The organism is Paenibacillus sp. SEL1, from assembly GCF_054602535.1.
The window spans coordinates 3461600-3487923 of the sequence record NZ_CM137723.1; the positions used below are offsets into that span (position 1 = coordinate 3461600).

The following is a 26324-nucleotide window of genomic DNA, read 5'->3' on the forward strand; positions in this document are numbered from 1 at the left end:
GGGCTGATGAACATGAATGAGGAACGGTTTAAGGCATTGCGAGCAGATATCCGAAACGGGCTGGACGTAACGTCTTCGGTAAAGGATACCGATCTGGTACGGCATATTGAAAATCGAATTTTACACGATGTAGAGCTGGCGGGCTTAACTTCCCGTGAGAAGCACGCGCTTGTCCGCAAGATTTTTAACTCTTTCCGTGGGCTAGATGTACTCCAGCCATTGATTGACGACCCGACGGTTACGGAAATTATGATCAACAGTCACCGGGAAATCTTTGTGGAGCGGGCTGGTGAGGTGATGCAGGTACCCGATCATTTTGAGTCCCGCGAGCGACTGGAGGATTTAATCCAGACGATTGTAGCCGGGGTGAACCGAATTGTGAATGAGGCTTCTCCCATTGTGGATGCCCGGTTAAAGGATGGGTCACGCGTAAATATTGTGCTGCCTCCAGTTGCTCTCAAGGGTCCGACGATGACCATACGGAAGTTTCCCGAGCGTCCTATGACGATGGATGACTTGATACGAATGGGTGCGCTGGATGCAGAAACCGCTGCTATGCTCAAGGACTTGGTACGTAGCAAGTACAACATTTTTATCAGCGGGGGAACGGGTTCTGGTAAAACAACTTTTCTGAATGCATTATCCCAGTTTATCCCGTCGTCTGAACGGATTATTACTATTGAAGACTCAGCAGAGCTACAAATTGTGACGGTCCCTAATCTGGTTTCCATGGAAACAAGGAATGCGAACACCGAGGGAAAGGGAGAAATCACGATTCGTGATCTGATTCGTTCATCCCTGCGCATGCGGCCCAACCGCATTGTGGTGGGTGAGGTCCGGGGAAGTGAGGCGTTGGATATGCTGCAAGCCATGAATACAGGACACGATGGATCGTTGTCAACTGGGCATGCGAATAATATCCGCGATATGGTCAGCCGGCTGGAAACGATGGTGCTCGGAGGGGCAGAGCTTCCGCTTGGAGTAGTACGGCAGCAGATCAGCTCAGCTATTGATATATTCGTTCATCTGTCACGGATGCGCGACAAATCCAGACGAGTGCTAGAAATTAGCGAAGTGATTGGTTTTGAAAATGGTGAGGTGACGCTTAACCCTCTTTATCGTTTTCAGGAACGAGGAGAAAGTAAGGGGCGAATCGTAGGAGGTCTGGAACGTTGTGGCGAGGGTCTGCAACATACTTTGAAGCTGCAAATGGCCGGGATCAATCCGGAAAGCTGGCACAGGGGAGGAGTATCAGCGTGAAGTCAGGAAAAACGACTGCCAAGCAAGTATCACGTGAGGTCCCTTCTCTGCCAGATTATACGGTATATACATTATCGACAGTACAAAAAAGTCTGTGCATATTGTTTAGTGGCGTGCTGTTTGCGATGATCGGCTATCTATTTTATCACCAATGGATATTATCATTGCTGTGCGCTGCCGGGGCTGTGGTGACGCCTCGTTATTTTAGGCAATTTTTGCTGCAACGACGCAGGTCTGCTCTAAGCATCCAATTCAAGCAGGCTTTATATTCACTCTCATCTTCTCTTTCAGCGGGAAGGTCGGTGGAGAATGGTTTTCGTGAGGCTGTAGAGGATTTGAGATTGCTTAGTCCGGATGGAGATCACGACCTGATTTTTGAATTTAATATCATTACCGCCTGTCTTGAAATCGGACAGCCTGTAGAGGCTGCTTTGCAGGATTTGGCCCGTCGGGCGCAGATGGAGGATATTACGAATTTTGCGGACGTATTTGCGGCTTGCAAACGAACCGGAGGTGATCTGGTGGAAGTCGTACGACGAGCTTCAAATGTCATTGGTGAGAAGTTGGAAATTCAGCAGGAGATCGGTGTAATGATTGCGCAGAAACGTTTTGAATCGAGGGTTATGTTTGCGGCTCCTTTTTTGTTTGTATTGTTTATGACGATGACGGCGGGTGATTACATGATGCCCTTATACAGCGGTACAGGTATGATTTTATCAACCTTTTGTTTATTGGTGCTTGGTGGATGTCTTGTGTGGATCAACCTCATTATGAAGATTGAAGTGTAAGGAGAGATGGGTGTGGTGATGTTGGTTTGTCTGGTCATGCTGGTTCTGCAAGTGGGAGGTTGGGTGGTGCTGAACCAGATGCATAGTGCTAAGTATGCGCATTTTCGCCATATGAAGCTGGAGGGACTGCGGCTGCAAAGACTTTCAGTCCCATTTGTACACATGATTCATGCTTCACGTGCTACTCACCGGCTGCCTTTGCTGATGTTCAAGCTCCAGCGTTCGGTGCAGAAGCTGTATGGTATGCGCAACAGCGGAGAAAAAACGATGCTTTTTCTGGCAGAAATGTTGGGTTACGGATATATGATGGCTGCTGGTGGAGCTTTAATATCGCTTATGCTGGGCGGGGATGCGACTGGGCTGGTGCTCGGATTGGGACTTGGTATTCTGGTACCCATCGCGCTGATCAAGGATTTGCATGGGAAAGTACAGAAGCGGGATCAGCAAATTTTAATGGAACTGCCTGAACTGTTGAGTAAAATGATGCTTTTAGTAGGTGCAGGTGAGACGGTACAACGGGCATTGCTACATTGCGTGGAACGTAAAGGGGCGGATACGGAACATCCGTTGTATCGAGAACTGAGGCAGACGGTGGCGGAATGGGAAAGTGGTTTTTCCTTTCAACAGGCATTTGAGCACCTGAGCAAACGTTGTGGTATTCAGGAAATGACGGTATTTACGACGACAGTTTTGTTGAATATGAGGCGCGGCGGGAGCGATTTCGTGATGGCTTTACGTGAGTTATCCCAGACGTTATGGGGCAAGCGGACTTCAATTAGCCGCACAAGGGGGGAGCAGGCTTCATCTAAGCTAGTATTCCCGATGGCGCTGATTTTGCTAACGGTAATTGTGCTGGTGGGCGCTCCGGCTTTAATGATGATGAATATGTAGGAGGAATACAACGATGATGACATTAGTAACAGGCAGTATTCGTAAATTGTACAAGGATGAGGATGGCCTGGGTACGTTAGAAATGATCCTGATCATTGCCATTCTGATTGCGGTGGCAATTATTTTCAAGGATCAGATCAAAAAAATTGTAGAAGGGCTTTTGAAAAAGGCGGATAAAAAAAGTAACGATTTTATGGATTCATAATGCTACGCAAATTGGCACAAAAAGAGGACGGGAGCTTCTCCTTGGAAGCTTCCCTCGTCTTTCCCATTCTACTGCTGGTCATTTTTGTGATGTTATTTTTTTGCCTGTACATATATCAAAAATCTATATTGGTGCAGGTCGCTGCTACTGCTTCGGAAAGGGCCGCTTACAGTTGGGATAACAGCTTCAAGGACCCACGTACGGGAGCATTTACACAAGGGCAACGGGATTCTCTCTATTGGCGCTTGAAGGATGATGTTATGCTAGGAGCCCTGTTTGGCTGGACCGGAGCCAACAATCAGGAAAGTGTACAGGTGCCGGGCGACAATGGGGGAGGCTCGTTACCTGCTCAAAAGCTGTCCAATGCAGAAAATAATATGCCTGCGGGCATGCAGGGGCAGATGACATATGAGAACAGTATGATTCACCGTAAGGTAACCACAAAGTTAAACAAGATAGTGAAGGTACCTTTGCTGAATCAGTTTTTAGATCAGACAGATTTGCAAGGGGAAATGAGTTCTGGCGTGGTCGAACCTGTAGAATGGATTCGTACGGTGGAGTTGGTCCGTTATTATGGTGCGAAGTTTATGGGCAGAGGGTCAGGTGAAAAGGTAGATTCGGCAGTTGTAGGGAAAGTATTGATGCAATATGGTCAAAGCGGTCAGTGAGAAGTAAGTAATGGGAATGTAACTGGAAAGGAGGAAGCGGGTGTTTGGTAAGGGACACAATGCAAAGGACGGGGAATCAGGTGCTGTCACGGTCTTTTTAATTCTGATTTTGGCGGTCATGTTCGGTTTTATTGCTGTATTTATTGATTACGCGAGAATTGCTGCACTGCATGTGCAGACCGAACGGCTGACCCATGCGGCGGTTCGTTCAGTGATGTCTGCTTATGATCCGACATTACAACAGGAGTACGGTTTGTTTGCTTATGGTGAAGGCGGCGGAGAACAAATTATGGTCAAAGTGCTCAATGACAGCGCGCGGCGTACGGCACGCGCAGAAACGCTACCGCTTATGAATATGAAGCTGGATTCTAGTTCCCTGCAAATGGAAAGGAAGCTTGGCAAATATGCCATATTTAACGAGCAGATCCGTGAAGAGATGAAGTATAAAGCACCTGTCGATTTTACGTTTGAAGTGCTCGAAAAGCTAAAGCCGCTCTCTCAAAATATGAAAGAGGCTTCTCATACGGTAGATTTGCTGAAACGGCTGCAAAAGCTGTACGACAGACGAGAGGCCAAACTAGATGACATGCTGGAGAAGCAGCGTAAGGCAGGAGCTTATATGGAAGAGGTTCGTAAGCGGATTATTAAACAGAGGGGCACCTATATGCCCAATCAGTATATATGGGACCCGCTTGAGGTTGTAGCCGATATTGCCGCTCAATATAAGCATTACGTACATGTATATGAAGACAATAAGAAGAGTGTGGACGACGTTAAAATCATGCAGATGGAAAAATATGCACGTAGAGCGAGGGCAGCGCTTGATCGCCTGCGTCAGATCATGGCTCAGGCTGGAGAAGAACATGATAAGCTGCTTCTGGAAGCCAAGGAACCGTTAAATGAGGCCCAGCAGATCAATGAAGAGATGCGCAAAGTCATTGCCCAGTATAAGCAGAGGGCGGCCAATGCAGGCTACGATGAGGTTTCAGCAGCACCTACTCCAAGCGGAGCAGGCTCCAGCGCAGATCCGTCGGTAGGAAGCGCACGGCAAAAGGTAGAGGATTTGTTGATTCCAGACAAGGAATTTGAGCAATGGGAAGCAGAAATTGAAAAGCAACGGACTTCTATAAATACTGCTAACAATAGAATAACGAGTATGATGCGTACATTATCTTTTTATACAGATCCATTTTTGAATGCAGACATGCTCAAGCAAGAAGTCGCTTCAACTCTCAAAGAGATAGATAAATACTTGAGTGCGTACGCTTGGACGGGACCTGCGAATGTACTCGACGGTGAAGCCAAAATGATGGATACGCGACGTGGACCGGATAAAGAACGCAAGAAAATGGAAAAAGAGGCGAAAAACAAGCTCAAACAAGCCTATCGGATCATTGAGGTTCTTTCCAAAGGTAAACAAAGTGCAGAACAATTCCGAAATCTGGAGCGGTATTACAATGAAAGTATTTCGTTTAACCAGTCTACATCCAGTCCATCTGTATCCGCTGATTTGTCCTATGACACCTATGATGCAGCGGGAGCTTCCATGGATAGTATGGATGGTCTATACGGGTCGGCATCCAATTTACTGACTCAACTGGGAGACGAGTTTTACCAGAATGAATACGCGCTTTCTTACTTCCATCATGTGGATTTTAGCCGTTTTGGCAGTTTGGCCGGATCGGGTGGAAATGTGGGAAATGCTGCACAGATTTTGGGAGATCAGCTGGAGGTGAATAATCAGGAAGTTGAGTACATCCTGTATGGGTTCCATAATCCGACGGGTAATCTGGCATCCGCCTATGGAGAAATTTTTGCTATGAGACTCGCCATTCGAACAATGGAGGGATTGGTTAAAAACAGCTCAAAAGGTAATCCGCTGGTCGTTTTGGCGGCAGCTTTGTTATATGGAGTAGAAAAAGCGATAGAAGATATGATTATGCTGGCACAAAAGGGGGACGTGCCCTTGTCTGATTTTCTAAAATTTCGAATGACATACAAAGATCATTTGCGATTGTTCCTGATGCTCCATAGCAATAATGAACGAAAAATGTCCCGTATGCTTGCTCTGATCCGCCTGAATACAGATGTCAATCCTGCGGAGCGGCAAACGTATGCAACGGGTGAGGTCAAGAATGGGATGAGGCTGTGGTTTCTACCTGGGGTAATGAAGATGCTCGGGACCGCCTCAAAAGAAGGCGAGAGTATTAAGGGAAGTGTGTACTATGTCACGAAAACAGCGCATTTTTCCTATTAATCAGTATCTACGGCAGGTATGTGGGCAGGAGCGGCGTGAACAAGGAAGTATTGTTTTAGAAGCGTCACTCGTGTTGCCAATGTTTCTGTTTTTTATTATTTTTCTCATTTATATGGTTCAGATGACGCTGGTATCCACAGCCTTGCAGACCACCGCTTCAGAAGCGGTTAAGCAGGTTTCGACTAAAATCTACCCAGTTTCTCTAGCCGTGGAGGCGGCGTCCGCGAAAATAGATGCAGTCCGTGAACCGCTGGATGAATTGCCCAAGTTATCTGTGAGTGAATATGCAAGCCAATTCGCTGCCCAGTTGCCACCTCCAATTGGCGATTGGGTAGAAAGCGCTGTTCAGGGCGGTCAAAAGCCGATGGAGGAGCTGCGGGGGCGATTTACGGAAGCTGCACTTGACCCTGTTCTGAAGCCGATGCTAAAGCCTTTTATGGAGGAAAGCATTCTGGAATATGACCGTATTCATATAACGAGCGTACATGTACCTGCTCTTACAGGAACTAAGGACCCTTATTTTAGAGTAGAGCTGTCGTATGAACTGCCGATGAAGGTCCCCTTTCTGTATCGCAGCATTGTGCTTCAGGCGGCGGCAGAGGAACGTCTTTGGATTGGCGACACAGGGGAAGGAGCAGGTACAGGAAATGCGACAGGAGATAAGGATGCGCAGCATTCCATACAGTTGCTCGTCAAGCCTGAACCTGCTGTGAAAGGTGTGTACAATTTGATCAAGGCCAAGGTTGAGCCTGGGACGACTGCTAACCTTTCTGTACTTTATAAGTCGGGTGAGAGCACAGCTCAGCACTTGGGCTGGACCTCTGCCAATGCGGACGGGATTATTGAATGGAACTGGTTTGTTGGAACGAATACAACACCTGGTCAATGGAGCTTTGTGATTGAAACGGAGGACGGTCAACGTATAGAAGTTCCGTTTACCGTGGAAAAGCCAGCTGATGGATAGATAGGATCGACTCGACATGGACGGACAGGAATAACTACGATGGAAAATGATTTGGTAGTCTGCTAGTTCTATTTTTTAAAGGGGGAAGATCGTATTGACGTGGATGTATATTGTATGCGGAGTACTGCTCGCGATTGCGTTAGTTACGGATTTACGTAGCATGAAAATCCCTAATAAGCTTACATTGCCCGGTATAGTGGTAGGCTTGGTGTTCAATACTCTGTTTGGAGGGTGGCACGGTTTTTTATTTGCTGTTGCTGGACTGGGTACCGGATTTGGGTTCATGCTGATTTTGTACTGGATGGGAGCTGTTGGTGCAGGAGATGTAAAGCTGTTCGGCTTGATTGGAGCATGGACAGGTGCCGCTTTTGCATGGCAGTCAGCTTTATATTCGATTTTTTTTGCAGGTATTATTGGCATAGGAATTTTGCTATGGAAGAGAGAAACGATCATGAGACTGCGGCGCGTGGCTTTTAATTTAGGAGGATTTTTTCTATTTCGCAGCGGCAAAGCGCTGACCAGTGGAAATGAAGCGCACCTCAGGTTTCCTTTTATGACGGCAGTCATTCCGGGAGCGATCAGTGCTTATCTTTACTTCCTGCCATGACATGTCCGCTGGGGGAGATCATGCTACCTCACGGAGATAGGAAATTGTTAAGGAGGTCATGAATTGTTGGGTTTAAGCAGGGATTTTGCCCGGAACGGCGGGACATTTATGATTCTAAACAAGGAAGACGGGCTCAAGACCGATGATTTAAATTCCGTACAGACCGGCATGATGACTGGTAATCGGATTCCCGGTCTGCTGGAACTTAGAATAAAGGAAGTCGATTTTCAGATTGAGTTACATTACGACATTTCGGGGCAACGCATGCTTTCCCAGTTATGGAAAGGTGGGAGCGTGTCGACTTCTGATTTCTACCGGATTCTTTTTGAAGTGGCAGATGCCCTCCATCGTAGCCCGCAATATATGTTAGATATCCGCCAGTTTATTTTGCATGAGGATTATATTTTTCTAAGTGGTTCAGGTACTAGGGAAACCGCCAGTTTAACCTATGTTCCTTTACGCAGTGTACAGTATGCAGGGCAAACAGGCAGTCAATTTAAGCAGATGGTTATTCGTTTAATGACTCGTGTGGCCCACTCTCAGGGAGAATATATACAACGCATACTGGATCTGTGTGATAGAAATGAATTTGAATTGGGATTGCTAAAGGAACTGTTATTACAAGGAATGAAGGCCGGTACAGAGAGTGCTAGCGTGCAGGGAGAAAGTATGGAGGGGCGAGCTTTTTCATCAGCCGACCCTCTCATATCTGCTCATACCTCTCATGTCTCTCATACCTCACAGGGGAACTATACTGATCGTGGCGGAACATACGGGCAAGAGCATCGGGAGACTCTGCAGGAGATTCAGGAGCTTAAACGGATCAATCGGCTCAAACCGTCCATGAAACCAGAGGAGAATTCTGAGTTTGTAACAGAAAACGAAGTAGAAGATGTGGAGCCTGGATTGCAAAAATATAAAACGTACATTGCTCTTGGATGTCTGCTCGCTTCGGCCATCGTGTGGCGTTATATTTATCTGGATCATCCAGAGACGGTACCTTTGATCATTTCCGTGGTGCTGACCTTGGTACTTGCCGCCGTTGCTTATATAAGCTGGACGGGGAAATGGGAGCGCAATAGAACTTCATCTCATATGTACAGCGATTCAGTACCTGTATTGGATTCGGAATGGTTAGGAACTACTTCTTCCCCAGCGCAGCGGAAAAATGATCGTTATCAGGTAGATAAGCTGACCGGATTTGTAGCGGGACAGCATCATCAAGACAAGCGATCTTCCGATTTGAGTGATCAAGGGCAGGAGAGCTGGAGATGGACTTTTCCAAACTCAGAATCTAAAAGCGTGGGAGACCGAGTTACGGAAGACAGGGAGAAAACTTCAGCAAATTTTGACTTACACGAGCCATCGTGGAAAGGTGCGGAGCAGGGAAATGAATTGGAAGCCAGTGATACCAGTGAGGCTTATTATAAGTCTCTCTCCGGGGTAACGGAGCTGCTAAATGCTGCATCTAAGCAGGAAACCATGCTGCTTCGTCCAGATCAAGAGATACAGATTTCACCTGTTCAGCAATCACCGATTGCTTGCCTGGATCGCAAGCCACCAGGTAGTGGAGGGACCGAGCGCATCCGGTTGCAGCCAGACCAATTCGTTGCAGGCAGCTTTATCATCGGGAGAGACCCGCAACTGGTCCAGTTTGTGGAGCATACGGATGGAGCCTCCCGTTCTCATATTGAGCTTTGTATAGTTACAGGAGAACATAGCCACATTGTTAAGGATTTATCCTCGACGAACGGAACTGTTCTGAATGGAGAGCCTATGGTGCCTTATAAGGAGTACACAATGAAGGATGGAGACACTTTTAAAATCGCCGGGGTATCTTATACTTATCGGTTGGACACTTTTAAATCCTCCAATGCATCATAAATAAAGGTTATATGGATATATGTCAAGAAGAGGCCTGTTATGTTCAGGGCTTCTTTCTTTGTAATAGGGGCTATTCATAGGAATAAAATGAGCATCTTAAAAACTTGCAGTCTGCTTGAGAGATTGTGTCGGACTAAAAAAGAACTCTAAGCTGGCAGTGACACTACCTACCAGCCTGGAGTTCCTTTTTTTAGATTCAATGCTGTTTTTGGGAAGAATGGAGTTCCTCAAGAGCGTCCTTAAGTGAAGGATAGTTAAACTTAAATCCGTGCTCCAGCGCTTTGCGCGGTAGTACCTTTTGACCATCCAATACAAGCGTGCTCATCTCACCAACTAGCTTTGAAACGAGAATGCTGGGGACGGGAAACCAGTGCGGACGGTGATATACCGTAGCTACTGTCCTCCCAAACTGGTCGTTCGTCAAGGGATGTGGTGATGAAGCATTCACTGTCCCGACGATTTCCGTCGTATGGATGCAGTACGTGATCAGACGAACGATATCTTCAATATGAATCCAGCTCATCCATTGATGGCCACTGCCTATTTTGCCGCCGAATCCGAAGCTATAAGGCATCTTCATGAGGGGGAATGCCCCTTTTTTTCTGTCCAGCACAAGGCTAATGCGTAACTTAATTAAACGGGCATCAGAAGGGTAGGCATTGGCGGCTTCCTCCCATTGCTCAACCACCTGAGACAGAAAATCTCCCGATCGACGTGGGCTCGTTTCATCGAATGTTTCGGTCAGGGAAGTACCATAGGCGGCAACAGCCGAAGCCTGAATGATAACTTTCGGCTTTTTTTGTAGAGCATTCAATGCTTGAGCCAACCGGGCAACAGATAGCAGTCGAGATTGAAGAATTCTTTGTTTGGATTTATCCGTCCAGCGCTGATTCAGCGTTTCGCCTGCTAAATTAACGACCGCATCGGTGCCTTCCAGTACTTCAGGCTTTTGTTTTAATTCGTTCCAACTCATATATTGCAAACGGGGGCTCGCTTCGTGTCCTACCAGTGGCTTGCGGGTAACGACTTTCACAGTGTATCCGTCGTCTAGCAAGCTTTTGACCAGTGCACTCCCCACCAATCCAGTTCCTCCACATACGATGATGTTCATGGAGCCAGCTCTCCTTCCGATTCACAAAAAAAATACATCTGTTATAGAATATAACCCTTTTCGAGAAAAAAACTTCATATGAATGTACCTTTATACGGTTAAGGATGTCAATCCATGATTTTATTTACCCTCGTTTGACTAACATATATTCGGATGTGTACTTTATCTACGTGTTCCCTTAATAGAGTCATTTAAGAAAGCTGCCATAAAAGCTATGTTGTTTGATTTCAATAATCACGTTAAAATGATTAAATTAAAATAAGACAAGCATAACAGGATAAGGGGATGAATCAGAATCATGCTGAAAATTGGTTCTCATGTGTCCTTCTCGGACAAAGGTCTGCTCAGCGCTACAAAAGAAGCGTCTTCTTACGGGTCCAGCTCCTTTATGATATACACGGGGGCACCGCAAAACACGCGCCGTAAGCCGATGGAGTCCATGTATTTGGAGGAAGGCAAGCAGTTAATGGCTGAGAAGGGAATGGAAGATATCGTGGTGCATGCCCCGTATATCATCAACCTTGGCTCTTACAAAGAAAATACCTATGAGCTTGCGGTCAGCTTTCTTCAGGAGGAAATTCGACGCACACACGCGATTGGTGTGAAAAATATCGTGCTACATCCAGGCGCTTTTACCGATAAGGATGCAGAATACGGAATTGGGCGTATTGCTGATGGTTTGAACGAGGTACTAAACGGCGTGAAGGAGACAGATGTTAACATTGCGCTTGAAACGATGGCAGGCAAAGGAACGGAAATGGGTCGTAGCTTTGAGGAGATTGCCTCCATTATAGATAAAGTAGAGCATAACGAGCGTCTTACAGTTTGTATGGACACCTGTCACATTCACGATGCGGGTTATGATATCGTAAATGATCTGGACGGTGTATTAGAGCAATTCGACCGGATTGTCGGCTTGAATCGCATCGCAGTTGTTCACATTAATGACAGTAAAAATCCAGTTGGCGCTCATAAAGACCGACATACTCCGATCGGATCAGGCTGGATTGGCTATCAGACGATTCATAATGTGGTGCATCATGAAGCACTTCAAGGACGTCCGTTTATTTTGGAGACGCCATGGATTGGGAAGGAAGCCAAAACTCAGCGTCCGATGTATGAGGTTGAAATTGCCCTGCTTCGCGGAAATGTAAAGGAGCGCTTTGGGGATGAGTTTTTGGGTCAGGTAGAGCAATTGCATTCGTTTTTCAAAAAACAGGATGTGGATGTCCGTAAATTTGTGCTGGACACCTGGGCTCTGCTGAAAAATGATGCCAAAGCAAGAAAAGCCGATCCACGTGAGCCGTTGGAGCGTCTGTATGACATGATAACGGAAGCAGCACTATTTCCAGATTTGAGCGAAGAACACATTAATCAACGGTTGATTGCCTGGTTTGCCGGCAGTCATTTGCCAGTGACGGTATAAGCTAAGGGGGATTAATAGCCACATGGAAATTCACGTAAAACATCAGCCAAATAGCACACTATCAGCCCATGAAAACCGCGCGCGTATGCTTGTATCTTGTCCAGACGGACCAGGTATTGTAGCGGCCGTGTCCCGTTTTTTGTATGAACATGGGGCCAATATCGTTCAATCTGACCAATATACAATGGACCCGTCCGGCGGTATGTTTTTTATGCGGATTGAATTTGATCTGCCGAATTTGAGTGCAACCCAGCCACAGTTGGAGCAGGATTTTGCCGCTGTTGCTGAGCAATTCCGTATGGAGTGGACGATTTCTGCGGTCAGCCGCAAGAAAAAACTGGCTATTTTCGTTTCCAAAGAAGATCACTGTTTGGTAGAACTGCTGTGGCAATGGCAGGCAGGAGATCTGGACGCGGATATTTCATTGGTGGTTAGTAATCATCCAGATATGAAGGAGTATGTGGAATCGTTTGGCATCCCGTATCACCATATTCCGGTAACAGCCGATACCAAGCCAGAGGCGGAGCGCCGTCAACTAGAAGTCATTGGTGAAGACATTGACGTTATCATTTTGGCCCGTTACATGCAGATTATTTCGCCTAAGTTTATTGAGCATTATCGCAACCGGATTATCAATATCCATCATTCCTTTCTGCCCGCATTCGTGGGTGGGAAGCCATATGCCCAAGCCTATAATCGCGGTGTGAAAATTATTGGTGCTACTGCGCATTATGTAACTGAAGAATTGGACGGCGGCCCGATCATTGAGCAGGACGTGCAGCGGGTAAGTCACGGAGATGATGTAAATGAGCTAAAACGGATCGGTCGCACCATAGAGCGGGTCGTTTTGGCAAGAGCCGTGAAGTGGCATGCAGAGGATCGTATTCTGGTTCATGAGAACAAAACGGTCGTTTTTAACTAATCTTAAAATTTTAGAAGAAAATTTGTGAATATATATTTTTTGTTGAACAAAGCCCGTCGTATAACGGGCTTTTTTTTATGTGAGTTATTTGCCTTATAAACGGTCAGTACATAATATTTTTTGTGATTTTATAATTTTTTAAATGAGGTTAATACATTACGGGTATATTTATATGAGGACTCGGTACAACATTTCCACAATCATCTTTATAAACGATCTGGCAAACTTTCACGGCAAATGGTACAATACTTAAGAATGTATAAGTCATATTGAAACATTCAAGCAGATTCACTCACTTCAATAGACATCGTTTCTATATCGGACGGTGGTGTTGGAGAGTATGACCGAATGCAATTGACATACTTTATACAATATGAGGAGGCAAACCATGACTGACCAGAATCAAGCGATTCAAAAGGATGAAAACTCCACGATCGACAATTTGTCCATCACAACTATTCGTACGTTGGCAATTGACGCCATCGAGAAAGCAAACTCGGGACATCCTGGTATGCCGATGGGCTCCGCGCCAATGGGATACCAACTTTTTGCTAAAACGATGAATCATAATCCAGATCAACCTACATGGGTTAACCGTGACCGTTTTGTATTGTCCGCAGGACACGGTTCCATGTTGCTATACAGCCTTCTGCACCTGAGCGGCTATGATCTTCCTATGGAAGAACTGAAACAATTCCGTCAATGGGGAAGCCTTACACCGGGACACCCTGAGTTTGGCCACACTGCTGGTGTAGATGCTACAACCGGACCTCTGGGACAAGGTCTCGCAATGTCCGTAGGTATGGCAATGGCTGAAGCTCAACTGGGTGCAACATATAATAAAGACGAATTTAAAGTTGTAGATCACTTCACGTATGCAATCTGCGGCGATGGCGATCTGATGGAGGGTATTTCTCACGAGGCTGCTTCGTTGGCTGGTCGCTTACAACTGGGCAAGCTGATTGTATTGTTTGATTCCAATGATATTACACTGGACGGCAAGCTTAATCTGTCCTCTTCCGAGAGTGTTGCCAAACGTTTTGAAGCTTACAACTGGCAAGTACTGCGCGTAGAAGATGGTAACGACCTTCCAGCCATCCAAAAAGCCATTGAAGAAGCGCAAGGCGACTCGACACGCCCTACGCTGATTGAAGTGAAAACAGTTATCGGCTACGGAAGCCCGAACAAACAAGGTAAAGGCGGACACGGTGGTACTCATGGTTCCCCGCTGGGATCAGAAGAAGCTAAGCTGACTAAAGAATTCTACAAATGGGTATACGAAGAGGACTTCCACGTACCACAAGAGGTTCGCGAGCATTTTGCTAAAGTAAAAGAGCGCGGTATCGCGGCGAACAAAGCATGGGATGAACAGTTTGCAAAATACAAAGCAGCTCACCCTGATTTGGCAGCTCAGTTCGAAACAGCTGTAAACGGCGATCTTCCAGAAGGATGGGATCGTGATCTTCCGAAATACACGACTGGAGACAAAGCCGTTTCGACTCGTGTAGCTTCTGGTAATGCTCTGAACGGATTGGCTCCAAACGTACCTTTCCTGACAGGCGGATCTGCCGATCTGGAGAGCTCCACGATGACACATTTGAACAACCTGACGAACTTTACGCCAGAAGACTACGCCGGCCGTAACATCTATTTCGGTATCCGTGAATTTGGTATGGCTGCTGCCATGAACGGTATGGCGTTGCACCAAGGTGTAAAAGTATTCGGCGGTACATTCTTCGTATTTACAGACTATCTGCGTCCAGCCGTTCGTCTGGCAGCTCTGATGGGATTGCCTGTAACCTACGTTCTGACTCACGACAGTATTGCTGTAGGTGAAGATGGTCCGACTCATGAGCCGATCGAACAATTGGCTTCCCTGCGTATTATCCCGAACTTGACAGTAATTCGTCCAGCGGACGGAAATGAAACTTCTGCTGCTTGGGCTTATACATTAGAAAACAAGAAAAACCCGGTTGCTCTGGTATTGACTCGTCAAAACCTGCCAATCCTGGCTGCTAGTGCTGAGCATGCACGCGAAGGTATCAAACGCGGTGCTTATGTGGTTGCAGATGCAACAGACGGCAAACCGGTTGCTCAAATTCTGGCTACAGGCTCCGAAGTGCAATTGGCTGTTAAAGCTCAGGAAGCACTGGCAGAACAAGGTATTCAAGTACGTGTTATCAGCTTCCCAAGCTGGGATCTGTTCGAAAAACAAGACAAAGCATACAAAGATTCCGTTCTGCTGCCAGAAGTGAAAGCTCGTTTGGCTGTCGAAATGGCGTATCCACTGGGCTGGGAAAAATATGTTGGCGACCAAGGCGACATTCTCGGTATCAGCACGTTCGGTGCATCCGCACCTGGCGACCGCGTAATTAAGGAATACGGCTTTACAGTAGAGAATGTTGTTAGCCGTGTGAAAGCTTTGTTGAAATAAAACATTGGAAATTAAAACAGACAGTCGTAACCTGAGAAAGGCTTACGGCTGTTTGTTTCATACAGTTGATGTTTTGCAATGAAATCACTATTGAATTCCAATGTATAGGATACGGTGATACAGTGTGTATTTTCATACTGAAGCTGGAATCAAATCTATGTTATGATGCACCAATATTCATTCAACCATTGAGAGCAGATGAGGGGATAACGAATGACACAGTTCGATGGAGTAAGCGTAGTTAAAAAAGCAAACGTTTATTACGATGGTCAGGTTACAAGCCGTACAGTCATCCTGGGTGACGGCAGTAAGGTTACACTGGGTATTATGCTGCCAGGAACGTATGAGTTCGGCACGGATTCCCGTGAGATCATGGAGATTTTGGCAGGGGATTTGAGAGTGTTGCTTCCAGGTACTGAGGAATGGCTAGAAATACAAGGGACGGCAACCTTTCACGTACCTGCAAAGTCTTCATTCAAGCTGGAAGTACGAAGTGTAACTGATTATTGCTGTTCTTATCCCGAATAATAAGCTAAAAAAGGTAAGCACACTCAGCCTTCAAGCCAAGTGTGCTTACCCTAAAGCTATGCCATATGTACACAAGCACAGCCGTATGGTTACAAAGAAAGGTGCAGCTTATTCGAGAGGTTGACCACCAATGGTGTGGCCAATCCATGCTTCGTATGTCTTCACGACAGCGGATAAGTCTTCATCGCCGTAGCCTTGTGTTTGCCCGGCTTGAAACAGGCTTTTGGCAATGGATAACATAGGTGCAGGGATGGACAGGCTGTCTGTTAGTGAGGAAGCAAGCTTCAAGTCTTTAAGCATCAAGGCAAGTGAGAACTGGTTGCTAAAATCATGTTCAATGATTTTGCGCCCTTTCAGGTCAGCGGCCTTGCTGCCTGCCGATCCGAGTTGTACCAATTCAAGGAAGCTGTCTGCCGGGATGCCGGATTTAGCCGCGATAGCAAAGCCTTCAGCCAGAGCGAGGTTATGAATACCCACCATCGTATTATGAGCGAGCTTGGCTACGGCCCCGCTGCCATTAGGTCCCATATGAAGTACCTTTTTGCCCAGGGTATCAAAAACATCTGATTGTGCCGCAATGGCTTCTGCATTACCGCCAACCATGAACACAAGTGTACCGTCTACAGCAGCAGGCTTACTGCCTGTTACGGGTGCATCAATGAAAGAGCAGCCCAGCTTGTCCGCTTCGGCGGCCAGTTGCTTGACCAGTTCAGGTGAAATCGTACTGTTGTCCATCACGGTCATGCCAGCCGTAAGTCCGGCAAACACGCCGTCATCGCCGTAATAGATGTCACGAATGGAGTGATCATCGCTGACCATGGTAATGACCAAGTGCTGACCTTCAGCTGCTTCACGAGGAGTTGAAGCTGTACGTGCGCCTTGCTCTGCCAGTGGTTCGCAGCGCGAAGCGGTACGATTATAAACTGTGACTCCGAATCCCTGCTTTAGCAGATTGGATGCCATCGGGGCGCCCATGGTGCCCAGTCCGATAAATCCGATGTTTTTCATTGCTAATCACCTTTCTTGTTGGAAGTTGCCGTCCGATGCAGATTGCGAGTTCGGCTTGAAATGAATATAAAACAGGTTGATCTCAGTTAATTGTAGCATGGGCATGCTACCCTATCTACAGGAGGGGCTGTCAAGCACAGGATACACAGGTAACGCAAGCTTGTCAGGTCCCGCAAATTAAAGTATCCTATTCCTAAGTCCTTATGTTCGTATTCATGGTCTTAGTAATACCAAACAGGAGGTTCCAAACATGTCTAAAAAAGTTAATTTTGATTACACTAAAGCGCTCTCCTTTATAGGTCAGCACGAAATTGATTATTTTGCAGAGCCCATCAAGCTGGCTCATGAGCAACTGCACAACCAAACCGGTGTAGGGTCCGATTTCTTGGGTTGGATTGACCTGCCTACCAATTATGATAAAGAAGAGTTTGCGCGCATCCAAAAGGCTGCTGCTAAAATTCAAAGCGATTCCGAAGTATTGATCGTAATCGGTATCGGTGGTTCTTACCTTGGAGCACGTGCTGCGATCGAAATGCTGTCGCATTCTTTCTACAATGCGCTGCCTAAAGATCAACGTAAGGGTCCAGCTATCTATTTTGCTGGTAATAACATCAGCTCTACATATGTGAATCATCTGTTGGAACTGATTGAAGGTAAAGACTTCTCTGTGAACGTCATTTCCAAATCAGGTACGACAACAGAGCCAGCGATCGCATTCCGCGTATTCCGTGCAGCTCTGGAGAAAAAATACGGTAAAGAAGAAGCGCGCAAGCGTATTTATGCAACGACGGATAAAGAACGTGGCGCTTTGAAAAAACTGGCTAACGAAGAAGGCTACGAATCCTTCATTATTCCTGATGATGTGGGTGGTCGTTACTCCGTGCTGACAGCAGTAGGCTTGTTGCCGATTGCTACTGCAGGCATTAACATCGAGGAAATGATGCAGGGGGCGGCAGACGCTTCCAAAGAGTACAGCAACCCGAATGTAGCTGAGAACGAAGCTTATCAATATGCAGCCGTTCGTAACGCTTTGTACCGCAAAGGTAAAGCAATTGAAATTCTCGTAAACTATGAGCCGTCTCTTCATTTTGTATCCGAGTGGTGGAAACAGTTGTACGGAGAAAGCGAAGGCAAGGATTACAAAGGCATTTATCCTGCTTCTGTTGATTTCTCGACAGACCTGCATTCCATGGGACAATTCATTCAGGAAGGCAGCCGCAACATTTTCGAAACGGTAATCCAAGTAGAAAATGTACCAAGTCACATCACCATCGAAGCAGATGAGGATGATCTGGACGGACTGAATTTCCTGGCAGGCAAAACTGTGGATTTTGTAAACAAAAAAGCATTCCAAGGTACATTGCTGGCCCACACAGACGGACAAGTACCGAACTTGATTGTAAATATTCCTGACTTAAGCCCTTACTCTTTCGGCTATCTTGCTTATTTCTTCGAAAAAGCTTGCGGCATCAGCGGCTACCTGTTGGGTGTAAATCCGTTCGATCAACCGGGCGTAGAAGCTTACAAGAAGAACATGTTTGCGCTGCTCGGCAAACCAGGCTTCGAAAAAGAAAAAGCTGAGCTTGAAGCGAGATTGTCTGAATAAGAGTGCTGTAATCTCTGATGCGAAACAGGATTTCGGTCAGAAGTGTTATAGTGTATAGCATCAATTAAAGTACAGGAAAGCAGTTCACCAGCTGCCAGAAGCGGGGGACTGCTTTCTTGTAAAATGAAGTAAGGAAGGTTATACGTGTATGTTGGAACAATACCGAACCGTACGCGGTGCCGGCAACAAGGAAATTGTGATCCGAAAATCCCGTTTTATCGGCCATATTCAGCCTGTTCAAACTGAGGAAGAAGCAGTTGCTTTCATAGAGCGCATCAAAAAAGAGCATTGGAACGCTACCCATAATTGTTCTGCTTACATGATTGGCGAAAGAGACGAAATCCAAAAGCAATCGGATGACGGAGAACCGAGTGGTACGGCTGGAAAGCCTATTTTGGAGGTGATCCGCAACCAGAAGCTAAAAAATGTCGCTATTGTTGTTACCCGTTACTTTGGTGGGATTTTGTTGGGAGCAGGCGGTCTGATTCGCGCGTATTCAGATGGTGCTGTTGCAGCAATCGAGGCAGGAGATGCAATTACACGTGTGCTGCATCGCGAAGTCTTTGTAGAATTGGATTATACCTGGTTGGGCAAAGTGGAAAATGAATTACGCAATCGCAGCATCCGCACTGGAGAAACAATGTTTACGGATAAAGTTACCTTAACCTGTCTGCCGCTGGCTGGTGATGCGGAATCCTTCAGCAACTGGATAACAGACTTGACGCAGGGGCAATCGCTTGTGTCGGAGGGAGAGCAGCTTTACTTTATTGAAGGGGAATAAATAATATGGCTAGAAGAGCAGTAGAACAGGAGTTGTCAAGAGGGCGGATTCTGGAAGCGGCCAGGCACTTGTTTATTACCAAGGGCTACCGTGCGATTTCAATGCGCAGCATTGGCCAGCATCTGGGTTACAGTCATGGTTCGTTATATTATCATTTTAAAGAGAAGGCTGAACTGTTCTATGCCATTGTAATTGAAGATTTTAATACATTGCGTGGGATTCTACTGCAAGCAGCAACAGGTGCGCCTGATGATGGCTTGAGCAGGCTGGAGTACTTGATGCTGGAATTTATCCGTTTTGGTTTGGAAAATCCATATCAGTACGAAATTATGTTCATGATGCACGATGAAGAACTATTTGCATACTGTCGCACAGAGCAAAACCGTTGTGTGGAACTATTTGCGTCCATGATCCGTCAAGAATTGAGTGGTCAGGGGCATTCGGAGGAAGATTGCGCAAGGGTACCGAAAAGCCTGTTTTTATCCATGCATGGCTTTGTATCATTTTATATTCAGGACGGTTTAACATTTGAAGAAATTAGGCCCGCTGCTTTAGCACATGTAAAGCTACTGTGCAGACACCTATGAGCGTACCTGCATTCACACACTTCAGCCATGAACATGTAGGGCGCTTTTTTGGGTGTATACACTTCATGACGGTGACTTATCATTACGTTACTTTGCGAAAGCGACTAAGAATTTAACAGACGATGATGCATCCAGTAGGAAAACATCATGGTCTGTTTTTTTACCCGGTCCGTCAGCCCTTTATGATCTTTACATGGTATTGGCGTCTGCGTGGTCCGTCGAATTCACAAAAATAAAGTCCCTGCCATCGTCCGAGCAACAGCTTTCCATCATGGATGATGAGCGTTTGTGAGGGGCCTGTCGTAATGGATTTTAGGTGGGAAGCCGTATTTCCCTCCATATGGCGATATTGGGGATGCTCCCACGGATAAACTTCATCTAGTCTTAATATCACATCATGTTTGACGTCTGGGTCTGCATTTTCATTAATGGCGATGCCGGCTGTCGTGTGTGGACAATAAACAAGTGCGGTTCCTTGTTGTACCCCGCTTTTTTCGATCAATGAAGCAACCTCTCGTGTAATATCGCGCATTTCATCTCGCCGTGTAGTGGATAATTCTAAAGTATGCAACAATAACTCCATCTCCTTTCTTCCTAATACTTTACCCTTTTAATTCCTAATATAATATATAGTTGACGAAAATTACTTTCCTTTGATAAAGTATCACATAAGAAAAAACATAGTATATACATTGGAATAATTAAATGATTTCAAATGAGGTACGTGCTTTGCGGGAAGCAAGGCTGCTGCTGTTCCTGAACAGGTCCAGAAGCGGAAAGGAAGTGTACGGATATGCATGTGGAAGTAAGAGGATTAAACAAGCATTTCGGTAATTTTCATGCAGTAAAGGACGTATCTTTTGATATTCAGGCGGGCCATCTTATTGGCTTACTCGGTCCAAGTGGTGGGGGGAAAACCTCCATTCTTCGCATTTTGGCGGGTCTGGAGCAACCGGATGCGGGAGAAATTCATTTTCATGGAAAAAGGGTAAACGAGCTGTCCCCGCAGGAACGTGGAATCGGATTTGTATTTCAAAACTATGCTTTGTTCAAGCACATGAGCGTCTACGACAATATTGCCTTTGGCCTGAAAGTGAAAAAAAGCTCCAAAACCCGCATCAAGGAACGGGTCACAGAGTTGGTCGAACTAACGGGGCTCAAAGGATTTGAGCATCGTTATCCGCATCAGTTGTCAGGTGGACAGCGACAGCGGGTTGCCTTTGCGCGTGCTTTGGCACCAGAGCCTCAATTGCTGCTGTTGGATGAGCCTTTTGCAGCTATTGATGCCAAGATTCGTCAGGAGCTGCGCACCTGGCTGCGAGAGTTGATTGAGCGGGTGGGTATTACTTCAATTTTTGTCACCCATGATCAGGATGAGGCGATTGAAGTAGCGGATGAAATTATGGTGATTAATCAGGGACGACTGGAGCAGAAGGGAACACCTTGGGATATTTATAAAAAACCGGGTACTCCGTTCGTAGCTTCCTTTATTGGGGAATCTACGGTGATTGAACAGGCAGGCAGTCTCAGAGGCTTCGAAGAAGCTGCTGGAGTGGGAACACGTGCCTTGATCCGTCCAGAGTATATTGATGTGGGGCCAAGCGAGGAATTTACGCTTCTGTCGGCGACCGAGGAAGGCACAGTGAAGCATTTGCATTTTCGTGGAAGTGAGTGGATGGTTGAAGTACAGGTCGGGGATCATCGTCTCATGACATACCGCTCGCTGGAGAAGTCTACGCTGGAACCTGGTCAGCAGGTGCGAGTGTTGGTGCATAGAGCCTATCTCTATAATGACCAGTCCAGCTGGATGGTGGAAAACCGCCTGAAGGAAGATCCAATGCCTATCATCATTTGAAAATAAATACGATCACGCATGAGGGGATGTCTAGCCGGATTTCACGGCTTTGGGCATGCTCCTTTTGGCGTTGGACGCTGGAAGGATTTACGCAGATGATTTACGTAGAATCGGTCTGTTCGTTATAATAGTAGTAAAAAGACCCAGGTAGATAGGAGTTAAACCATGAATTGGCTTATTTTTCTTGGCACGGGGGATGCAATGGGGGTTCCGCGTGTATATTGTGATTGTCTCGTATGCACAGAAGCTCGCACGACAGGGGCGAATGTAAGATTGAGATCGTCTGTGCTGATCGAAAGCGAGACGGAGGACTTTATGATTGATTGTGGCCCGGACTGGCGTAGACAGCTAGAATTGCGCGGTCTGCGTTTTATCCCTACGATCCTTGTGACACATGCACATTTTGACCATATTGGAGGATTACCAGAATGGGCAGATGCCTGTCGCTGGACTGGGAACAGAGGTCGCTTGTACGCGCCACAGGAAGTGATTGACACGATCTTGCGTCAATTTTCCTGGCTCTCTGGAAACTTGGATCTTATTCCAGTAGACCAGGGAGTCCAACTTGGCGGATGGAATATCCGGGGATGGCGTGTGAATCACGGGAAGAACGGATATGCCTACGCTTATCGTCTGGAAAAGGACGGTTTCTCGTGGGCTTACTGTTCGGATTCGATTGGATTGAATGAGGCGGAAATTCTGCCCTTGCACAATCTGAATTTGCTCGTCCTGGGAACGAGTTTTTATCATGAGGAGGCCGAGTATGCCACCCGTTCCGTATATGACATGCTGGAGGCTCAGGAGCTTATAGGAAGGCTTAAACCCGAAAGCACAGTGTTTACACATATGTCCCATGATGTGGATGTCACACGCAACTATGGGCTTCTGGAAGGGATTAGCTTGGCACACACCGGCATGAGTTTGCCGTTAGAATAAAGGTGCCTTTACCTTTACATCGTTTGACTGATACGTAGAAGTGTGGAGATTCCTTCTTTGATTTGTAGCTCGTTGGCGTATGAATAGGACAGCCGTACATGTGTTTTACCCTCTGCGCCGATGGGATCAAATACATTGCCGGGGACAAAGGATACAGACTCTTGTAAACTTTTGGCAAGTAATTCATTAGGTTTCAACGTAGAAGGCAGCTGGAGCCACAGGTTGAGTCCCCCTGCCGGGCTGGTCCATGTCCAACCGGAGTCGCGGAGACTGTCTTCCATCGTTTCCTTACGAATCTGGAGCGCGATACATAGCTTTTTAATATGCTGCTGCATACGTGGAGATTGAAAGTATTCTAAAAACAGCTTTTGATTCAGCAGTGGCGATCCATTGTCCACTAACGCTTTGACGTTCAACAGGCTGTTCATGAGCTGTGGTCGGCAGGTCACGGCTGCGATTCGTAGACCGGGTGCGACATATTTACTGTAACTTCGAATGTAGACGACGCTTCCCGAAACATCATAGGCGAAAATCGGAGAAGGGGGCTTTTGCCCAAAGCTAATGTCATAGGTGCTGTCATCCTCAACAATGAGGCAGCCATAGCGCTCGGCTAGTTCAGGCAGTCGTTTGCGCTGCTCATCGGGGACCGTAAAGCCCGTCGGGTTGTGGAATGTTGGATTCATATAAAAGAGGCGTGGTTTTTCCGTTTTCATGCACCACTCAATCTGGTCCATATCATAACCTTCTGGTCGAATATCAGTCATAGTCAGACGTGCGCCTAGTCTACGGAATATTTCCATAGCGGGGCCATAGGCAGGGCGTTCGATCAATACACGGTCTCCTGTACGGAGCAGAGATCGGCCAATTAAATCAATGGCTTGCTGTGCTCCGGAGGTAATCAGCACTTCATCCGGTGATAAAGCAAAATGCTTATCCACGCTAAAATGCTGTGCCATGGCCTCCCGAAGCTCGGCATCACCCTGCACAGCGGAATAGGTGGCCGCTACTTTCGGATGCTTTTCAAATACCTGTATCATCATCTCTCCCCAAAATCGGTTGGGCAGGAGAGAGGGGTCAATCAGCGCTTTGGAAAACTGGAAATTCGTATTTACGGATTGAACGCGGCTAAGTCCATCCATTCCTCTCCAGGCTGAAACTGACGGATCATCTGCCGCATGGGCAGATTCGGAGTGCATCGTGAGGTCAATGGACGAATGTCCCGAGTAGCCAGCATATTTTGCATGCCCAGTCGCTTGGGAAGCATGAACGTAATATCCTGATTTGTCCTTTACATAGACCAGTCCCCGTTGCTTCAACTCCTGATATGCCCGGAAAACAGTTAGCCGATGTACACCCAGCTCCTGAGCCAAGCTTCGTACGGACGGCAGCTTCATGTCTGTTTGCCAATCCCCGCGATCAATCCGCACAGTTACATAATGGATAACCTGCTCATACAGCTTTAAGGCATGATCGGCTGCAAAGAGTAGTTCGCTGTTGTTCTTACCCATGCTATCCACGCTCCTTTCTGTGTATTGTACTATATAGCACTTCAAAAACGTATACAACTGTTCTGTAGTTATACATCTGTTCTGTTTGTCTCCCTGTATGCTTAAAAGCAACTGAAGGGAGAGGGACGTATCATGATAGGTATCGCGTTTACAGTAATGTGTCTTATTTTTGGCACAACGTTTTTGGCCATAAAAGTGGGAGTGGAAGCCGGACTTCCGCCATTCCTATCGGCAGGTGTACGTTTTTTCGCGGCAGGGGCGATATTGTTCATTGCTATGAAGCTGACCGGAAAAGTACGATGGTCGTTATTATGGCGTAAGGAAATGTTGCTGATTGGAGCAGGAACGACCTTCGGTACATTTTCAGCCTTGTATTGGGCAGAGCAATATGTCAGCTCCGGGATCGGAGCTATTTTGTCAGCTACCGGGCCGATGATGATCGTCATTTTGCAATCTGTACTGCTACGGCAAAAAACGTCACGGATTACGGTCGTTGGCTGCATGATCAGCTTTCTTGGTGTGGTGCTGGTTGTGCTGCCCGGATTGGCGGTTCAGATCAGTGGTCTGTGGCTGGCGGGATGCCTTGTCATTTTGCTGGGGGAGCTGTGTTATTCCGGGGGAGCTCTGTATTCCAAGCGAGTGATGGATGTATTTCGTGAAACGAACCCGATTGCCCTGAATGCGGCGCAAATGATCCATGGGGGATGGATGCTGCTGTTACTGTCTGCGATCACGGAACCGTGGAGTTCTGAGGGGTGGCAGTACCTTCCTGCCATGGGGTCTTTACTTTATCTGATCCTGTTTGGTTCGATGATTGCACATACACTGTTCTACTGGCTCATGGAGCGTACAAATCCCCTGTTTCCGACGACGTGGCTGTATATATCACCGCCGATTGCGGTGGGCTTGGGAGCGTTGTTGTATGGAGAGCATGTAAGCTGGTGGATGCTGGCTGGGGTGCTGCTCATTGTGACCGGATTAATCCTTATGAACAATGGAATTATCCGTCTGGTGAACAGGCGTAAGGTACGTTCTGCTGCCTGATTATTTTAAAGGGGGCAGGTTATTATATGATCTGACAGAAAAGGCCTCCAAACTGCCGTATGTTACTGAACATGCGACGTTTGGAGGCTTTGTTGTTGTACTACTTCATTTAAGTATTATGGGAACAGTCACTTTTACTTTATTCAACGTTGAGTACGAATTTGTCGATGGCGTGCTTAACACCGTCTTCGTTATTGCTGCGAGTGATGTAATCAGCCAGCTTTTTCAAATCGGGAATGGCATTCTCCATCGCTATGCCGAGACCAGCGCATTCAAGCATCTCGTGGTCGTTCCAGGAGTCACCGATAGCAATCGTTTCCGACAGTTCACAGCCAAAATGGTTTGCAAGGAAGGTAAGCGCATGGCCCTTAGTGCCTTCATGATGCATAATTTCCAGAAAATGAGGCTTGGATTTTGTAATGTGAACTTCATTGCCAAGCAGTTCGCGAAGTTCAGGAATTAATTCATCCAACACTTCAGGCTCGTCGATAATCAGCAATTTAGGAGCCGGCTGCTCTATAACTTTACTGAATACAGGCTCTACAAAATATTCCGTGTTGTTCAGCTCCGTGTAATCTTTGATTTTCTGATTATCTTCACGTGTGTACAATTTGTCATCTATATACGTTTGCAGATGCAGATTGCGTTCCACGCAGAATTCATACAGGCGACGTGCAGCCACGAGTGGAACATAACGCTCATACAGCACGTTTTCGTCCAGCAGGTTTTTAACCAAAGCTCCTTGGTACGTAATGATCGGCACGTTCAAACCAGTCTGGCGAGCAATTTTGTGTGCAGAGGCATAAGCTCGTCCAGTAGCGAGGGTAACCACCACACCTTTTGCTACAGCAGCTTCTAATGCCTGTTGTGTCGCTGGTGTGACTTCTTTCTGGTCGTTAATGAGTGTATCATCAATATCAATGGCAATTAATTTATACATATCGGTATTCTCTCCTTTATCTCTATCATGGGGCAATGCTAAAATTGTATCTTATAATATTCAAAATGACAATATCGCAATGAAAAGGGGACAGCTCCTATAAGAGCCTGTCCC

The 26324-nt window shown here is 46.5% G+C and carries 24 protein-coding genes; 19 read left to right on the plus strand and 5 right to left on the minus strand.

Annotation, left to right across the window (positions count from 1 at the left end):
• Nucleotides 1–12 precede the first annotated feature (12 nt).
• The 9 genes from ACYCSE_RS15795 (at nt 13) to ACYCSE_RS15835 (ending at nt 9524) form a co-directional block, all read left to right on the plus strand.
• Complete coding sequence (locus tag ACYCSE_RS15795; RefSeq protein WP_459698744.1) at nt 13–1260, plus strand: CpaF family protein; 1248 nt, start codon at nt 13–15, stop codon at nt 1258–1260.
• Nucleotides 1257–2048: a type II secretion system F family protein gene (locus ACYCSE_RS15800; RefSeq protein ID WP_459698746.1), complete on the plus strand. Its 792-nt coding sequence runs from the start codon at nt 1257–1259 to the stop codon at nt 2046–2048. Before ACYCSE_RS15795 ends, ACYCSE_RS15800 begins: the two co-directional genes overlap by 4 nt.
• 6 nt (nt 2049–2054) lie before the next feature.
• Nucleotides 2055–2939 (plus strand): type II secretion system F family protein, encoded by an 885-nt coding sequence (locus ACYCSE_RS15805; RefSeq protein WP_080942820.1) that lies wholly within the window; start codon nt 2055–2057, stop codon nt 2937–2939.
• Nucleotides 2940–2952: 13 nt separating this feature from the next.
• Nucleotides 2953–3144: a Flp1 family type IVb pilin gene (locus ACYCSE_RS15810; RefSeq protein ID WP_013309278.1), complete on the plus strand. Its 192-nt coding sequence runs from the start codon at nt 2953–2955 to the stop codon at nt 3142–3144.
• Nucleotides 3144–3812 carry a TadE family protein gene (locus ACYCSE_RS15815; protein ID WP_254326494.1) on the plus strand — a complete coding sequence of 223 codons (669 nt, stop codon included), beginning with the start codon at nt 3144–3146 and terminating at the stop codon, nt 3810–3812. Before ACYCSE_RS15810 ends, ACYCSE_RS15815 begins: the two co-directional genes overlap by 1 nt.
• 40 nt (nt 3813–3852) lie before the next feature.
• A complete protein-coding gene (locus ACYCSE_RS15820; RefSeq protein WP_459698749.1) occupies nt 3853–6069 on the plus strand; it encodes a hypothetical protein in 2217 nt (738 codons plus the stop codon).
• Nucleotides 6038–7033: a TadE/TadG family type IV pilus assembly protein gene (locus ACYCSE_RS15825; RefSeq protein WP_235307804.1), complete on the plus strand. Its 996-nt coding sequence runs from the start codon at nt 6038–6040 to the stop codon at nt 7031–7033. The genes ACYCSE_RS15820 and ACYCSE_RS15825 overlap by 32 nt, the downstream gene beginning before the upstream one ends.
• Before the next feature lie 94 nt (nt 7034–7127).
• Nucleotides 7128–7640: an A24 family peptidase gene (locus ACYCSE_RS15830; RefSeq protein ID WP_025722689.1), complete on the plus strand. Its 513-nt coding sequence runs from the start codon at nt 7128–7130 to the stop codon at nt 7638–7640.
• A 63-nt stretch (nt 7641–7703) separates the two neighbouring features.
• Nucleotides 7704–9524 (plus strand): DUF6382 domain-containing protein, encoded by a 1821-nt coding sequence (locus tag ACYCSE_RS15835; RefSeq protein ID WP_459698752.1) that lies wholly within the window; start codon nt 7704–7706, stop codon nt 9522–9524.
• Nucleotides 9525–9720: 196 nt separating this feature from the next.
• On the opposite strand, the gene ACYCSE_RS15840 is transcribed toward ACYCSE_RS15835, so the two are convergent.
• Entirely contained in the window at nt 9721–10635 is a 915-nt protein-coding gene (locus ACYCSE_RS15840; RefSeq protein WP_250262027.1) for a TIGR01777 family oxidoreductase, read from the minus strand.
• Between the two features lie 298 nt (nt 10636–10933).
• On the opposite strand from ACYCSE_RS15840, the gene ACYCSE_RS15845 reads away from it, so the two are divergent.
• The 4 genes from ACYCSE_RS15845 (at nt 10934) to ppnP (ending at nt 15945) form a co-directional block, all read left to right on the plus strand.
• Entirely contained in the window at nt 10934–12061 is a 1128-nt protein-coding gene (locus ACYCSE_RS15845; protein ID WP_025722686.1) for a deoxyribonuclease IV, read from the plus strand.
• Nucleotides 12062–12083: 22 nt separating this feature from the next.
• Nucleotides 12084–12983 (plus strand): formyltetrahydrofolate deformylase, encoded by a 900-nt coding sequence (gene purU, locus ACYCSE_RS15850; protein ID WP_023987631.1) that lies wholly within the window; start codon nt 12084–12086, stop codon nt 12981–12983.
• A gap of 388 nt (nt 12984–13371) precedes the next feature.
• The gene (gene tkt, locus ACYCSE_RS15855) at nt 13372–15417 is read left to right on the plus strand and encodes a transketolase (RefSeq protein WP_061829554.1); all 2046 of its coding nucleotides are present in this window, start codon (nt 13372–13374) and stop codon (nt 15415–15417) included.
• A gap of 213 nt (nt 15418–15630) precedes the next feature.
• Complete coding sequence (ppnP, locus tag ACYCSE_RS15860; protein WP_013309288.1) at nt 15631–15945, plus strand: pyrimidine/purine nucleoside phosphorylase; 315 nt, start codon at nt 15631–15633, stop codon at nt 15943–15945.
• Nucleotides 15946–16053: 108 nt separating this feature from the next.
• Here ppnP and ACYCSE_RS15865 read toward each other — a convergent pair whose 3' ends face one another.
• Nucleotides 16054–16953 carry an NAD(P)-dependent oxidoreductase gene (locus tag ACYCSE_RS15865; protein WP_061829552.1) on the minus strand — a complete coding sequence of 300 codons (900 nt, stop codon included), beginning with the start codon at nt 16951–16953 and terminating at the stop codon, nt 16054–16056.
• Nucleotides 16954–17203: 250 nt separating this feature from the next.
• Between ACYCSE_RS15865 and ACYCSE_RS15870 the strand changes: the two genes are divergently transcribed.
• The 3 genes from ACYCSE_RS15870 to ACYCSE_RS15880 all read left to right on the plus strand — a co-directional run bounded on the left by ACYCSE_RS15870 (nt 17204) and on the right by ACYCSE_RS15880 (nt 19927).
• Nucleotides 17204–18559: a glucose-6-phosphate isomerase gene (locus ACYCSE_RS15870; RefSeq protein ID WP_235307810.1), complete on the plus strand. Its 1356-nt coding sequence runs from the start codon at nt 17204–17206 to the stop codon at nt 18557–18559.
• A 148-nt stretch (nt 18560–18707) separates the two neighbouring features.
• The gene (locus tag ACYCSE_RS15875) at nt 18708–19340 is read left to right on the plus strand and encodes a YigZ family protein (protein ID WP_029516377.1); all 633 of its coding nucleotides are present in this window, start codon (nt 18708–18710) and stop codon (nt 19338–19340) included.
• Between the two features lie 5 nt (nt 19341–19345).
• The gene (locus ACYCSE_RS15880; RefSeq protein ID WP_459698757.1) at nt 19346–19927 is read left to right on the plus strand and encodes a TetR/AcrR family transcriptional regulator; all 582 of its coding nucleotides are present in this window, start codon (nt 19346–19348) and stop codon (nt 19925–19927) included.
• 172 nt (nt 19928–20099) lie between these two features.
• On the opposite strand, the gene ACYCSE_RS15885 is transcribed toward ACYCSE_RS15880, so the two are convergent.
• Nucleotides 20100–20501: a secondary thiamine-phosphate synthase enzyme YjbQ gene (locus tag ACYCSE_RS15885; RefSeq protein WP_235307813.1), complete on the minus strand. Its 402-nt coding sequence runs from the start codon at nt 20499–20501 to the stop codon at nt 20100–20102.
• Between the two features lie 219 nt (nt 20502–20720).
• Between ACYCSE_RS15885 and ACYCSE_RS15890 the strand changes: the two genes are divergently transcribed.
• A complete protein-coding gene (locus ACYCSE_RS15890) occupies nt 20721–21782 on the plus strand; it encodes a sulfate/molybdate ABC transporter ATP-binding protein (protein WP_061829549.1) in 1062 nt (353 codons plus the stop codon).
• A 165-nt stretch (nt 21783–21947) separates the two neighbouring features.
• Complete coding sequence (locus tag ACYCSE_RS15895) at nt 21948–22718, plus strand: MBL fold metallo-hydrolase (RefSeq protein ID WP_452566460.1); 771 nt, start codon at nt 21948–21950, stop codon at nt 22716–22718.
• Between the two features lie 14 nt (nt 22719–22732).
• On the opposite strand, the gene ACYCSE_RS15900 is transcribed toward ACYCSE_RS15895, so the two are convergent.
• On the minus strand, nt 22733–24226 hold the full coding sequence (locus tag ACYCSE_RS15900; protein WP_459698759.1) for an aminotransferase-like domain-containing protein: 1494 nt from the start codon (nt 24224–24226) through the stop codon (nt 22733–22735).
• A gap of 132 nt (nt 24227–24358) precedes the next feature.
• On the opposite strand from ACYCSE_RS15900, the gene ACYCSE_RS15905 reads away from it, so the two are divergent.
• Nucleotides 24359–25270: a DMT family transporter gene (locus tag ACYCSE_RS15905; RefSeq protein ID WP_013309297.1), complete on the plus strand. Its 912-nt coding sequence runs from the start codon at nt 24359–24361 to the stop codon at nt 25268–25270.
• A 139-nt stretch (nt 25271–25409) separates the two neighbouring features.
• On the opposite strand, the gene ACYCSE_RS15910 is transcribed toward ACYCSE_RS15905, so the two are convergent.
• Nucleotides 25410–26210, minus strand: a complete 801-nt coding sequence (locus tag ACYCSE_RS15910) for a Cof-type HAD-IIB family hydrolase (RefSeq protein WP_023987642.1) — start codon at nt 26208–26210, stop codon at nt 25410–25412.
• Nucleotides 26211–26324 lie beyond the last annotated feature (114 nt).

What these genes read in the sequence shown, in the direction of transcription:
- ACYCSE_RS15825 (WP_235307804.1), top strand. Translation starts at nt 6,038, where the DNA reads ATGTCACGAAAACAGCGCATTTTTCCTATTAATCAGTATCTACGGCAG.
- ACYCSE_RS15815 (WP_254326494.1), top strand. Translation starts at nt 3,144, where the DNA reads ATGCTACGCAAATTGGCACAAAAAGAGGACGGGAGCTTCTCCTTGGAA.
- ACYCSE_RS15845 (WP_025722686.1), top strand. Translation starts at nt 10,934, where the DNA reads ATGCTGAAAATTGGTTCTCATGTGTCCTTCTCGGACAAAGGTCTGCTC.
- tkt (WP_061829554.1), top strand. Translation starts at nt 13,372, where the DNA reads ATGACTGACCAGAATCAAGCGATTCAAAAGGATGAAAACTCCACGATC.
- ACYCSE_RS15890 (WP_061829549.1), top strand. Translation starts at nt 20,721, where the DNA reads ATGCATGTGGAAGTAAGAGGATTAAACAAGCATTTCGGTAATTTTCAT.
- ACYCSE_RS15810 (WP_013309278.1), top strand. Translation starts at nt 2,953, where the DNA reads ATGATGACATTAGTAACAGGCAGTATTCGTAAATTGTACAAGGATGAG.
- ACYCSE_RS15910 (WP_023987642.1), bottom strand. Translation starts at nt 26,210, where the DNA reads ATGTATAAATTAATTGCCATTGATATTGATGATACACTCATTAACGAC.
- ACYCSE_RS15865 (WP_061829552.1), bottom strand. Translation starts at nt 16,953, where the DNA reads ATGAAAAACATCGGATTTATCGGACTGGGCACCATGGGCGCCCCGATG.
- ACYCSE_RS15870 (WP_235307810.1), top strand. Translation starts at nt 17,204, where the DNA reads ATGTCTAAAAAAGTTAATTTTGATTACACTAAAGCGCTCTCCTTTATA.
- ppnP (WP_013309288.1), top strand. Translation starts at nt 15,631, where the DNA reads ATGACACAGTTCGATGGAGTAAGCGTAGTTAAAAAAGCAAACGTTTAT.
- ACYCSE_RS15880 (WP_459698757.1), top strand. Translation starts at nt 19,346, where the DNA reads ATGGCTAGAAGAGCAGTAGAACAGGAGTTGTCAAGAGGGCGGATTCTG.
- ACYCSE_RS15795 (WP_459698744.1), top strand. Translation starts at nt 13, where the DNA reads ATGAATGAGGAACGGTTTAAGGCATTGCGAGCAGATATCCGAAACGGG.
- purU (WP_023987631.1), top strand. Translation starts at nt 12,084, where the DNA reads ATGGAAATTCACGTAAAACATCAGCCAAATAGCACACTATCAGCCCAT.
- ACYCSE_RS15905 (WP_013309297.1), top strand. Translation starts at nt 24,359, where the DNA reads ATGATAGGTATCGCGTTTACAGTAATGTGTCTTATTTTTGGCACAACG.
- ACYCSE_RS15895 (WP_452566460.1), top strand. Translation starts at nt 21,948, where the DNA reads ATGAATTGGCTTATTTTTCTTGGCACGGGGGATGCAATGGGGGTTCCG.
- ACYCSE_RS15875 (WP_029516377.1), top strand. Translation starts at nt 18,708, where the DNA reads ATGTTGGAACAATACCGAACCGTACGCGGTGCCGGCAACAAGGAAATT.
- ACYCSE_RS15840 (WP_250262027.1), bottom strand. Translation starts at nt 10,635, where the DNA reads ATGAACATCATCGTATGTGGAGGAACTGGATTGGTGGGGAGTGCACTG.
- ACYCSE_RS15900 (WP_459698759.1), bottom strand. Translation starts at nt 24,226, where the DNA reads ATGGGTAAGAACAACAGCGAACTACTCTTTGCAGCCGATCATGCCTTA.
- ACYCSE_RS15805 (WP_080942820.1), top strand. Translation starts at nt 2,055, where the DNA reads ATGGGTGTGGTGATGTTGGTTTGTCTGGTCATGCTGGTTCTGCAAGTG.